Annotated in this window: 11 protein-coding genes; 8 read left to right on the top strand and 3 right to left on the bottom strand. The window is 54.2% G+C overall.

Annotated elements, in window-relative coordinates; all coding sequences use genetic code 11:
- Window positions 1-63: 63 nt before the first annotated feature.
- From B9T62_RS29005 to B9T62_RS28975, 7 genes are all read left to right on the top strand, one after another.
- On the top strand, window positions 64-999 hold the full coding sequence (locus tag B9T62_RS29005; protein ID WP_087918428.1) for an ABC transporter ATP-binding protein: 936 nt from the start codon (window positions 64-66) through the stop codon (window positions 997-999).
- Between the two features lie 18 nt (window positions 1,000-1,017).
- A complete protein-coding gene (locus tag B9T62_RS29000) occupies window positions 1,018-2,190 on the top strand; it encodes an ABC transporter permease (protein WP_087918427.1) in 1,173 nt (390 codons plus the stop codon).
- Window positions 2,183-3,343: an ABC transporter permease gene (locus B9T62_RS28995; protein WP_087918426.1), complete on the top strand. Its 1,161-nt coding sequence runs from the start codon at window positions 2,183-2,185 to the stop codon at window positions 3,341-3,343. The genes B9T62_RS29000 and B9T62_RS28995 overlap by 8 nt, the downstream gene beginning before the upstream one ends.
- A gap of 318 nt (window positions 3,344-3,661) precedes the next feature.
- Entirely contained in the window at window positions 3,662-4,372 is a 711-nt protein-coding gene (locus B9T62_RS28990) for an AAA family ATPase (protein WP_087918425.1), read from the top strand.
- Between the two features lie 93 nt (window positions 4,373-4,465).
- Window positions 4,466-4,789: an L-rhamnose mutarotase gene (locus B9T62_RS28985; RefSeq protein ID WP_087918424.1), complete on the top strand. Its 324-nt coding sequence runs from the start codon at window positions 4,466-4,468 to the stop codon at window positions 4,787-4,789.
- Between the two features lie 176 nt (window positions 4,790-4,965).
- Window positions 4,966-6,129 carry a cation:proton antiporter gene (locus B9T62_RS28980; RefSeq protein WP_087918423.1) on the top strand — a complete coding sequence of 388 codons (1,164 nt, stop codon included), beginning with the start codon at window positions 4,966-4,968 and terminating at the stop codon, window positions 6,127-6,129.
- A gap of 319 nt (window positions 6,130-6,448) precedes the next feature.
- On the top strand, window positions 6,449-9,463 hold the full coding sequence (locus tag B9T62_RS28975; protein ID WP_087918422.1) for an efflux RND transporter permease subunit: 3,015 nt from the start codon (window positions 6,449-6,451) through the stop codon (window positions 9,461-9,463).
- Window positions 9,464-9,538: 75 nt separating this feature from the next.
- On the opposite strand, the gene B9T62_RS28970 is transcribed toward B9T62_RS28975, so the two are convergent.
- The 3 genes from B9T62_RS28970 to B9T62_RS28960 are packed head-to-tail and all read right to left on the bottom strand — an operon-like array spanning window position 9,539 to window position 12,191.
- Window positions 9,539-10,336, bottom strand: a complete 798-nt coding sequence (locus tag B9T62_RS28970) for an ABC transporter permease (RefSeq protein ID WP_087918421.1) — start codon at window positions 10,334-10,336, stop codon at window positions 9,539-9,541.
- Window positions 10,337-10,349: 13 nt separating this feature from the next.
- Window positions 10,350-11,156, bottom strand: a complete 807-nt coding sequence (locus B9T62_RS28965) for an ABC transporter permease (RefSeq protein WP_087918420.1) — start codon at window positions 11,154-11,156, stop codon at window positions 10,350-10,352.
- 18 nt (window positions 11,157-11,174) lie between these two features.
- Entirely contained in the window at window positions 11,175-12,191 is a 1,017-nt protein-coding gene (locus B9T62_RS28960) for an ABC transporter ATP-binding protein (protein WP_087918419.1), read from the bottom strand.
- Here B9T62_RS28960 and B9T62_RS28955 point away from each other — a divergent pair.
- On the top strand, window positions 12,172-12,441 hold the full coding sequence (locus B9T62_RS28955; RefSeq protein WP_157794053.1) for a helix-turn-helix transcriptional regulator: 270 nt from the start codon (window positions 12,172-12,174) through the stop codon (window positions 12,439-12,441). The two genes, B9T62_RS28960 and B9T62_RS28955, sit on opposite strands and share 20 nt — an antisense overlap.
- The last annotated feature ends 34 nt before the right edge of the window (window positions 12,442-12,475 follow it).

Raw genomic sequence — 12,475 nt, 5'->3', positions numbered from 1 at the left:
CCAGGCAACCGTATCCGGGCTACAATTAAGAACATGGAATTACAGAGACAGGGGAGATGACGTATGGCAATTGCGGTATTGACGGATGTAGTGAAACGTTATGAGGGCAAGCTGACAGTCGATCATGTGAATGTAAGCATTCAGGAGGGGGAAATCTTCGGATTGCTTGGACCCAATGGTGCAGGAAAAAGCACAACGATCAGCATGATCTGCGGCCTGCTGAAGCTGGACGGCGGCGATATCGTCATTGACGGAATTTCTGTGGGCTCGAACCCGCTGGAGGTCAAGAAGCGGATCGGCCTCGTTCCTCAGGACCTGGCTCTATACGACACGATGACTGCGGCGGAGAACGTAACCTTCTTCGGGAGGCTGTATGGGCTGAGCGGCAAGCTGCTGAAGGAACGGGTAGCCGAAGCGCTTGCCTTCACGGGGCTCAGCGACCGGGCCAGAGAGAAGCCCTCCACCTTCTCCGGCGGGATGAAACGGCGGCTGAATATTGCCTGTGCGATCATGCACCGTCCCAAGCTGATCATCATGGATGAGCCAACCGTCGGAATCGATCCGCAGTCACGCAATCATATTCTGGAGTCGGTCAAGGCGCTTAACAAGCTGGGCTCCACGATTATTTATACCAGCCATTACATGGAGGAGGTGGCCGCCATCTGTGATCGGGTGGCAATTATGGATCAGGGCCATATCATCGCTTGTGGTACGGAGAAAGAGCTGCGTGAACGGGTAGCCCAGGAGGAGAAAATTGTGGTCAAAGCCTCCAATGTCACACCCGCACTGATCGATGAGTTGGGACGGCATCCCCGGGTTACCCGGGTAGAGCAGAACGAAGGCCTGGTTGAGCTGTATCTGCCCTCCTCGCAAGGAGAACTGCAGGATATTTTATTTATTTTCTCCAAGCATGAGGGAATTATCGGAGCACTCCATGTGGAGGAGCCGAATCTGGAAACCTTGTTCCTAAGCCTGACAGGGCGGACTTTACGCGATTAGAAAGAGAGGGGAATCATCTTGGCTAACATCTGGACCATTATGATCTATGAACTGCGCAGGCTGATGAAGTCACGCTCGATGGTGCTCAACATGTTCCTGCTGCCGCTGGTGCTGATCTTTCTGCTCGGCGCTTCACTCTCGGGAGTGATGGGCGATCAACCTACTCCGACGATCGACAAGGTGCGGGTAGCTATTGTTAATCTGTCCGCTAAAGGGATCGACGGTTCGGCGATGATCTCCGAATTCCTGCGCAATGCTGAAGTGCGGCAAATGGTTGTACCGGTGGAGACGGATAACAGGCAAGCGGCGGAGAGCGGGCTACGCAGCGGCAAATACGGCTATGCCGTGGTAATTCCGGCTGATTTCGACAGCCGTGTGCAGAGCGGCGGAGAGGCGAAGCTTGAATTCATACTCGGCAAGAACCCTACGGACAATCTGGTGGTGGAGACTGTCTTTGATAATTATCTCAGCACCGTCAATTACAGGCAGGCGGCAGCTGTAACGCTAGGGCCTGCCGTTCTGTCGGCAGCAGCTCCGGTCGCTGCGGAGACGGCTTCAGTGAAGCTGGGTGAGCTGGGGGAGAAGGGGACTGGATACACCTCCTCGCAATATTATGCGGTGTCGATGATGCTGATGTTTCTGCTCTACAGCGGGCTGACTGTGTCAACGTCGCTTTTTAACGAGAAGGAGAATCACACACTCTTCCGCATCAACTCGATGCCGGTCAAGGGTTCGCAGCTGTTCATCGGTAAAATGCTCGGAGTCGGTGCGGTTACTGTATTGCAGAATGCAGCCATTATCATCCTGACCCATCTGCTGTTCGGGGTACATTGGGGTGACCAGCCGCTGCTGCTGGCGCTGTTCTGCCTGCTGATGATTGTGGCTTCCATGATGCTGTCGATCATCATCTCGATGTTCAGCAAGACGGGAGCCGGTGCCAGAAGTGTCGTCAGCGTCCTCACTGTATGTATGACCTTTATCAGCGGGGGCATGGTTCCGCTTCCGGAGTCTTTTGTGAATTCGATAGGGGCATTTACCCTGAATCATTGGGCGATGCAGGCGATTCTGCGCATGATGCTGCATGCCGACGTATCAACGATTATGCCTCATTTGGGAACAATGGCGCTGATTTGCCTGGTGATGATCAGCATAGCGGTGGCCGCATACCGGAAGGTGGGTTATCATGAATAAGATTCTTGCAATCAGCTGGAACATGGTACGCAGAAGTATCGGTTCAAAGAAAGGCTTCCTGGCATTTATTATCCTGCCCTGCTTCGTTGTGGCCGGAATTGTGGCGGTCACCGGTAAAATGGGACCAGAGCCGGCCACCGTATTATACGTCAACGCCGATCATGCCCCGGGAGGAGACCACCTGCTGGAGGAGCTGCAGGTTGCCGGAGGCTACGAACTGGTGGAGGCTGCGGATGAGGCTGAACTGAAAGAGGCGATCACCAATCAGCAAGGCGAGGCTGGAATTGTCATACCGGCAGACTATACGCAAGGACTGTTGGCCGGAGAATCGGCGCAGCTTACCGTTTATGAGCTGAAGGCGTCGGAAGCCTCCATTATGCTGCGCATGAAGCTGGAAGCGATCGGTTCCCAGCTGCAGAGCTCTGCAGCCTTGGCCGGCATGCCGGCAGCAGAAGCGGGGGAGCCCCACGAGAAGCTTGCTGTCTTGCTGAAGCAGGCAGAGCAGCATCGGGTGGGCAGCACCCGGACAGACTATAATCTCTACCCCCGCGAAGGGCAGGGAATTGTAACCGGCCTGACACTGCTGTTCCTGATGGGTCTGGTGACCAGCTCCGTGTCGCTGATTATGGATGACCGCAGAGGACGGACGATGATGCGGATGTTCAGCGCCCCGGTGCGGGCCCACGAGATTGCCCTGGGCAACTTTCTGGGCAGCTTCATGGTAGGCCTGATCCAGATTATGGTTGTACTTATGCTTGGCCGGTGGGTGATGCGATATGATTATGAAACTCCAATGTATCTGTATTTTCTGGTGCTGGCCATGTTTATGCTTGTATCGATGGGGCTGGCCAGCACCGTGGCCGGATTGATCCGCAACCCGAATAATGCGGGGATGATGAATGCGCTCATCCTGACTCCGACATGTATGCTGGGCGGCTGCTTCTGGCCGTTGTCCATCATGCCGGATTACATGCAGAAGGCAGCAAATTTCGTTCCGCAGAAGTGGGCCATACAGGCCATTGACGTGGCCGCCACCGGCGGCGGCTGGAATGAGCTGTGGCTGCCCTTTGCGGTGCTGGGCTTGATGGCTGCTATACTGCTCGCCATCGGCTCCGCCATTCTTCGGCCAAGCGAAGCAGGAATCAGCGCGTAAGGAAGATTAGATCAGCGATATAACGAATCGCGAAGTTGTTCTTGTTGTATAATGATCTTGCGCATTCCGCAGGAACAGCCCGCCCTTGACCTTAGCCACAGACGTGCATCCCGTCAGGGATAGCGGGCCGGTCCCAGCGACGTCCAAGCGGTCCCGCAGGGATAAGCGCTCCTACACCCCAGCCTTCTAATCACAGTACCGCCAGGTTCATTCGCCAAGCTTGCGGGTGTCCAGAGGGTGCAACCCTTTGGGGGCCCTCCCTTGGAAGGGAGGGTTTGGGAGGGATCGATATAGAATAGAAATGGAGGTTGGACGCAGATGTTCTTACGCAGCTTGGAGCTTCTTCGCACCCCAACGTATAACCCTCAGGAATATCCCTTCAGTATCCCGGCGATCCGGGAGCTGGACACGTTGTCTTTTGACGGGAACGTGACCTTTCTGGTGGGAGAGAATGGATCAGGCAAGTCGACCCTGCTAGAAGCCATAGCTTATCAATGTGAGTTCAACACGGCAGGTGGGGGCAGAAACAACTATTATGAGGTGGATGCCGCTGATTCGGTGCTTGGGCGGAGTATAAGATTATCCTGGCTGCCCAAGATTACGAACGGCTTCTTTCTGCGTGCCGAGACCTTCTACCATTTCGCCTCTTATCTGGATACGGTACCGGAAAGTCTGGGTTCTTATGGCGGACGTTCCTTGCATGAGCAGTCGCATGGCGAAGCCTTCCTGTCGCTGTTCACCAACCGGTTTGGCAAAAAAGCGATTTACCTGCTGGACGAGCCGGAAGCAGCGCTGTCTCCTGTCCGTCAGCTGTCCCTGCTGCGGATCATCAAGGAGCTGGAGCATGAAGCCCAGTTTATCATTGCTACCCATTCCCCGATTCTGCTCGGTTACCCCGATGCGCAGATTTTTGATTTCGATACCCATCCTGTGGGCCGCATTCGCTATGAGGAAACGATGCATTATCTGATTACCCGCCGATTCCTGGAGAACCGGAAGGCTGTACTTAAGGAGCTGTTTGAGGACTAGGAATCATGCTATAATTGGGCTTGTTGTGTATGAAAGCGATATCAGCCATTACAGGGGCTGGGATGGTGACACTACCAGTAGGAGGATGAGAGGATGGGCAGCAACAAGCTGGCTTGGACGTGGAAGGTTAAAGAGGAATGCTTGGAGGAGTACGTGGCGATGCACTTGGAGCCTTGGCCGGAGATCATGGAGGAGCATAGCAAGGCCGGGATTTCGAACTATTCGATCTTTCAGAACGGCAATCAGTTCTTCTATTGCTTCGAATGTGAGGATACGGAGGCGGCCTTCGCCTATATCGCCAAGAGTGATGCCTGCAACCGCTGGAATGCGATCACCTCGCAGATGGTGGAGGGTTCGTTTGACTTCAATGACAGTGTGCCGATGGTGCCGCTGCGTGAGGTGTTCTACCTGAAATAGGAATGGGCTGCACAGTTTACAACAATTCTAAACAAGGTTATACTGGTATTATATTGTTTAACCGCATATTTCATTGTTATTTGGAGGAGCCTGTCACCAAGGGCTCCTTTTTGCCGTTTTCCGGTTTAAAGCGGCCCTTGGCAAGGGTTCTGAGCCGGTTAAGAAGGAGTGGGAAGATGGAATTTATCCTGTATTTGCTGTTGATCTTATTGTTTACTAAGCTGGCCGGAGATCTCTCTGTGAGGCTGGGGCAACCGGCGGTGCTGGGCAAGCTGATCGTCGGTATTCTTCTGGGGCCTGCGGTACTGGGCTGGGTGAAGGATGGAGAGTTTATTCATTACATGTCTGAGATCGGCGTGCTGCTGCTGATGTTTATCGCCGGACTGGAGACGGATCTGGACCAGCTGCGCAAGAACTGGAAGTCTGCCTTTGCTGTAGCAGTCGGTGGGATTATTCTACCCTTTATGGGCGGATTTGCTGCCGGGGAGCTGTTCGGCTTCGATTATCATCATGCCTTGTTTATGGGTGTTGTGCTCAGTGCGACCTCTGTTAGCATCTCGGTACAGGTGCTGAAGGATATGAACAAGCTGAATTCGCGTGAAGGCTCGACTATTCTGGGAGCGGCGGTTGTTGATGATATCCTGGTAGTAATACTGCTGGCGGTGCTGATGAGCTTCTTCGGAACGGGGGAGCAGGTATCCATTGGACTGTTGATCGGCAAAAAGCTGTTGTTCTTCGCGGCCGCCATCGCTGCAGGCATCTTCGTGGTGCCCCGGGTGATGAAGTGGATGGCTCCGCTCCGGGTGAGCGAAGCAACGGTTACGGCGGCATTGATCCTCTGCTTCGGCTTCGCTTATTTCGCCGAATGGCTGGGCATGGCCGGCATTATCGGGGCATTTGCTGCCGGAATTGCCGTTGCACAAACTCCGTTTAAGCACGTAGTGGAATCCAAGCTGGAGCCGGTCGCGTACTCATTGTTTGTGCCGGTCTTTTTTGTGAGCATCGGCCTCAGCGTATCCTTTGAGGGCGTAGGACAGCAACTGGGCTTCGTCATTGTGCTTACGGTAATCGCTGTGCTGGCGAAACTGCTTGGCGGAGGACTCGGCGCACGGCTGACCGGCTTCTCCAGCCGCTCGGCTGCGATTATTGGCGCAGGGATGATCTCGCGCGGTGAGGTGGCCCTGATTATCGCAGCAACCGGACTGCAGAGCGGTCTACTGCTTCCGCAATATTTCACGGCAGTGATTATTGTCGTAATTGTCACCACGCTCGCAACTCCGCCACTGCTGAAGCTCATGTTCCGTGAGCCGGTGCCGGCAGCAGAGAGACCTGATGAATGAGGGTGGTTTGCTGACCAACCAGATATGATCCAGGAGCTGTCCCGTAAGCCATGAAATGGCTGCTGGGGCAGCTTTTGTTTTTTTTAAGAATAGGATCGACGTACTCTCCTCGGTTTGTTCTACACTAGTGCCAACGCCAACTCCAGGTAGAGGGACGTTCCCCGCCTAAGGTCGTAGATAAGAACCCGCCGGTAGGCTGTTTTGACGGATGACAAATGAGAATAAACTTAATCCAGTAAATGCCAAACATACATAAGAGCACCAAGCAAAAGAATGGCGGGTACAGAAGACTGATGGGGTGGAAGGAGATCGTAAAGAAATGAAATGGTTAACCAAATGGTCGTTCAGCAATAAAAGTGCCGTGAGTCTGCTGGTCCTGATGGCGCTTGTGGTGGGGTACATGAGTTATACTTCATTGCCGATGGAACTGATGCCGGAGGCAGACAGCCCGGTAATTACGGTTACGGCTCTCGGGCCAGGGCAGGATGCACATACGATGGAGACGAAGGTGACGCAGCAGATTGAAACGGCGACTTCACTGATTAAAGGCAAGACAGAGCAGCTCTCGACCTCCGGCAACGGGTATGCCCAGGTGGAGATTTATTTCGAAGGCGGTACGGACATGAAAGCTGCGGCACAAGAGGTCAGCCAGGCGGTAACAGCCCTGCAGCTGCCTGAAGGGGTAATGGATCCTTATGTTCTGCAGCTGAATACTTCCATGATTCCGGTCTCCCAGGTCACGCTGGCTTTTGATGATGGGCTGACGAAAGAGAATGTGGATCTGGTCGAGCAGAACATTCTGCCGCAGCTCCAGCAGATAAAAGGGGTATCCAATGTTGCGTTATATGGCAAGGTGGCTCCACAGGTTAGCGTGAAGCTTAATCTGCAGCAGATGACCGAGAAGGGAGTTTCCACTACCCAAGTGACAGGCCTGTTGCAGGGACGCAATGTGGCAGCCTCGATCGGAGAGCAGACCATCGGCGGCGAGACAGGCAGCATCAACGTGTTCTCTTCCATTGACAGTCTGGAGACACTGAAGCAGCTGCCAGTCTTGCCCGGAGTGAAGCTGCAGGATATCGCCAGTGTAGGGCTGAATAAGCAGCAGGAGAGCATCAGCCGTGCGAACGGCAAGGACGTGCTGGTTGCCGTTGTGATGAAGGAAGCCAGTGCCAACGCTGTAGACGTTGGAGCAGAAGTGCAGGCGGCTGTGGATGATATCAACACAACCTACAAGAATGCGGAGGCTGGAACTCTGATCAATACCTCCGATATGGTGGTAACCTCCGTAAACAGCATGATGCGTGAGGTGCTGCTCGGTGCCTTGTTCGCCACCATCGTTATTCTGATCTTCCTGCGCAATGTGCGGGCGACACTGATTACAGCCGTATCCATTCCGCTGTCACTGGCGGTAACGTTGTACCTGCTGGATCTCTCCGGCATAACGCTGAACATCATCACACTCGGAGCGGTGGCAGTGGCTGTCGGGCGGCTGGTGGATGACAGTATTGTGGTCATAGAGAATATTTACCGCAGGCTGCAGAAGGAGCCGTTCTCGGTGGAGATGATTATCTCCGCAACGTCCGAGGTGGCGCGGGCCATAACCTCTTCAACCATAGCAACAGTGGCTGTGTTCCTGCCTATGGGGCTGCTGAAAGGCAGTCTGCAGGACTTCCTGCTGCCGTTTGCCTTGACCGTAACCTACTCCTTGCTCACATCGCTGGTAGTGGCACTGACCGTAGTTCCGCTGCTCAGCTCATGGCTGCTGCGCAAGACCTCCATGAAGGAGCATGAACCATCCAGAGGGTTCACCCGTTTCCTGGACTGGAACCTGCGCCGCAAATGGCTGGCTCTGTCTCTTGGGCTGGTCCTGCTGGTTGGATCGGTGGGCGCGTATCTCTCCATGCCCAAAGCGGCTCTGGATGCCTCAGATGCCGGTTATGTATCGGTTCAGTTAAATTATCCGCCGGATGTTCCCACATCTGAGGTAATTGCGAAAGGCAAAGAGCTGGAGCAGGAGCTGATCGGCCAGCCGCAGTCGAAAACAGTGGTCATGCAATCCGGCAACAGTGCCGATGCTGCGAAATTTGGTTCAGTTAGTTCTGTGACCCAAGTTGATTATACGGTTGTGATGAAGGAGGACGCAGACGCCCAAGAGCTGCTGGATTTCGTCCGCGGACAGCAGGGGAAATATGCCGGAGCAACCTTGACTGCGAATGAATTCAGTATGATGAGCTCAAGCTCCGCCAATGAGTACATCGACATCATAGGCGATGACCTGGCGAAGATAACCCCTGTCGCAGAGCAGGTTGTGGCGAAGCTGAAGGGGGTAGAAGGTATTGAGAAGATCAGCAGCAATATGGAGGATACCAAACCGGAGTTTGGCTTCAAGGTGGATCCGGCCAAGGCGAACGCCCAGGAAATCGCCATGCAGCTGGGGGCGATGCTGAATCCGCTGCCGATCGGGCAGATGGAGCTGGACGGATCGACGGCGGCAGTGGTACTTGATCCGGTGCTGCAGCCAACAACACAGCAGGAACTGAACGACATCACACTAATAACAGCTGAAGGGCCCAAGCTGCTCTCCCAGCTGACCACCCTGGAGGTTAGCAAGCAGCCGGCGATGCTCTACCACAAGGACGGCAAGCCTTATGTACGGATAACGGCAAAAGTAGATCCGAAGAAGGTATCTGAAATCGGTGCAGATATTAGAGAGCAGACCGACAGCATCAAGCTTCCGGAGGGAATAACCCTGTTTGCAGGCGGAGCATCGGCCGATCAGTCCGGGGACTTCAATGATCTGGGCATGACCGCCCTGATCTCGATAGGTCTGGTCTATCTCATTATGGTCTTGACCTTCAAGACGCTGCGTGCGCCGCTGGCGATCATGTTCTCCTTGCCGCTGGCCGCCATCGGCGCGATTATCGGCCTCTTGGTCTCCGGGATTACACCGGACTTCACGGCCATGTTCGGGGCACTGATGCTGATCGGGATCGTGGTCACCAATGCAATTGTGCTGATTGACCGGATCAAGCATAACGAGGAGCATATGAACGTGCGCGAAGCAATTCTCGAAGCGGCGGGCACCCGGATGCGTCCGATCCTCATGACGGCCATTGCCACCGTCTGCGCCATGCTGCCGCTGCTGTTCGGGCATTCCGCGGAAGGCAGCATTGTCTCACAGAGTCTGGCAATCGTCGTGATCGGCGGTCTGACCGCCGCCACCCTGCTGACACTGATTATTGTGCCGGTGATTTACGAGCTGTTCTATTTCCGCAAATCAGCCAAACAGCGCCGAGCGGCGCTGAAGCCAGCCGAGCTGCAGGAAACAGCTTAAGATTAGATTGGAGTAACAGAACAGGCCTCCCTATCCGGCTGACCGGACGGGGAGGCCTGTTCTGTAGCTAATAATCTAATTACCCGTGCTCTCATAACGCGACAATCCGAGCCGGAAGATTCCGTAGGAGGCTGCCGCACTGCCGATGGCGACAACCGGCGACAGCAGCCACCAGCTTGCGCCACCGCTTTTATCGAAGATGTAGGTAGCCGGATAAAAGCTGATGAATGCATAAGGCGGCACCGTAGAGATAAATATGCGGATACTCTGATGAAAGATGGTAATCGGATATTTGGCCAGATCGGCCAGACTATGCACCATCAGCGGAAAAGCGTTGCCGGAGTTGCGGACCCAGAAGGCTGCTGAATTACCGGCCAGATTGATTGACACCCGGGTCACCACCGCACTCAGCAGCAGCACTGCGATGACGGCAATCTTCTCCGGCGACCATTCCAGCTGGCTGCGTACGAACGACTGCCAGACCATCACAACGCCAATCAGCAGGTTGCCGAGGCCGTTGATGCCGACGCCGGTACAGAATATTTGCAGCACAACGGGAACTGGCCGCAGCAGATAACGGTCCAGCTCCCCGCGGTTCACTAGCCCGCTGAGTCGCCAGGTGCCCTCGAAGAATAAGGAGCCGATCCCCTCTGTAAGAAAGATCATCGCGTACATAAAGATCACTTCCCAGAACTGCCAGCCGTTGATGTCCGGAATCCGGTCATAAATCACCCACAGAAACACGAAGCCAAGCACCTGAGTCAACGCTGCGGAACACATTAGAATATAGAAATCCTTATTGTATTCCAGGATAGCTTTGAGCTGCTGCACATACATTCTCTGGTACAAATAAACCATGCGCTTCAACCGCATGTTCCAACCTCCTTTACCCCCCGTGAATGGTTACCTGGCGGACGGCCCAGCTCCATATTTTTTTGCCTGCCCACCAGAGGAGAGCTCCCCACAGACATTGCAGTCCGATCAGGCACAACGCACCCCAGCCATCTGTCTGCTGCAGGAAGATCACTGTAGGCGTATGGATAATGCTCTGAAATGGCAGCCACAAAGCCAGCCGCTCCAGCCAATCCGGGAAAAAAGCAAGCGGAACCAGCGCCCCGGACATTAAATTGGTGAGCGCAATCCGTGTCCAGACGATGCCGAGGGAGCCTGTAGACCAGAAGCAGAGCAGAGCGGCCAGATACACCACCCCGAACTTGACCACCATCACAGCCAGCAGGCTGAACCCGAATAGCGGATAGACCCAAGGGGAATGCGGAAGTTTGACTCCCGGTGTGAGCATCATAAAACATCCGATCAGAAAGATGCCCAAGGTCCCTTCCAGCAGGCTGGAGCCCAAGGTCTCCGCGAAGCGTGCGCTTTGGAAATCAATCGGCTTCAGCAGATCGGCGGCCACGCTGCCATCGAGAATTTTGGCTGAAATGGCCGTTTCGGAATACCAGGACAAGATGGAATTGGCCAGAAAGGTGACCAGAAGATACGTTTTCATCTGATCCCAGCTGTACCCGCCCAGAGACTCACGCCCGTTGTATATGCCTTGCCATAGAAAATAGACGGCCAGCAGATTGACGAAACTGGATAAAAGGGTCATCACGTAGGAGAGCCGGTACGCCAGAATATTCTGCAAGGAACGGTTGGCTATACTGCGGTATTTTTTAAACTTCATTACGCCCATAATTACGCGGTCCCTCCTTCACTGCACGCGCAGGTTAAGATCCAGGCTACCCTCGTAGACACTTTTGATCACCGCTTCGATCTGTGTTTCCTCCATACGGAAGTCAGCCACCTCGCCGAATTTCATCACCCGGCTGACCACCTCGCTGGCCGTATATTCATACCGGTCGAAAGCCACAGAGAATTCCAGTTCACCCTGGATCGTAAGCTTCATTCCCGTCGTCTGCTCCAATTGCTCTAAGAGCTGGGGCATCGGGGAGGCGACCTGAAAGAAAATCACCCGTTCCTTGGCAAAATTCGCTTTCACTTCGGCCAGACTGCCATCATAGATGATAGAGCCGTGGTCGATAATAATCAGCCGCTTGCACAAGTCCTCAATATCGCCCAGATCATGGGTGGTTAACATCACTGTGGTTTGCTGCTGCTGATTGATCTGCTTGATGAATTCACGGATTCTTTGTTTGACGGATACATCCAGCCCAATCGTAGGCTCGTCCAGATACAGAATCGGCGGGTTATGCAGCAGGGAAGCCGCCAGATCGGCGCGCATCCGCTGCCCAAGCGACAGCTTCCTAGCGGACAGATGAATGAATTCGTTCATCCCCAGCAGCTCGGTGAACATGTCCAGATTGGCTTTGTAGACCACGCTCGGAATCTGATAGATATCCTTCAGCAGGGAGAAAGACTCGGTAATCGGAATGTCCCACCACAGTTGGGTGCGCTGGCCGAACACCGCTCCGATCTGGGCAGCATTTTCGATCCGGTTTTTGTAGGGATTGATTCCGTTTACTGTTACGGAGCCGGAGGTGGGCAGCAGAATGCCGGTCAGCATTTTGAGCGTGGTGGACTTGCCTGCTCCGTTTGGACCTACATAGGCTACCGACTCCCCGGCTTCAATGGTTAGATCGAGAGCGTTCACCGCCGTTTTTTTGATATGTCTGGGCACAAACAGATGTTTGACCGAACCCCTCAGACCCGGCTCTTTCACTGCCTGCATGAAGGATTTGGACAGTTGTTTGGCTTCAATAATACTCAATGGTGATTCCCCCTTATGCGGATGGGCTAAGGCTGGAGCGGACTGCTCTCAACTGCGCAGCTTCCATGAATATGGGTTAACTGACAGGGAGCGGGAAGTCGCCGGCCTGTGGTCCCTGCAGAAGAGCGCGCTGTACATATCCAATGAGCTGAACATCAGCGAAGGGACGGTGCGCAACATGATCAAGAGCATCTACTCCAAGATGAGTGTCAGTGACAGATGGCAATTTGCCAAGAAGCTGGCTCAATGAGTGGGGGTTTCCGCATTTCAGGCATGTTGGTATT

Origin of the sequence: Paenibacillus donghaensis (assembly GCF_002192415.1) — a bacterium.
GTDB classification, from domain to species: domain Bacteria; phylum Bacillota; class Bacilli; order Paenibacillales; family Paenibacillaceae; genus Paenibacillus_AQ; species Paenibacillus_AQ donghaensis.
This window is presented reverse-complemented; position numbering and strand designations above follow the sequence as displayed.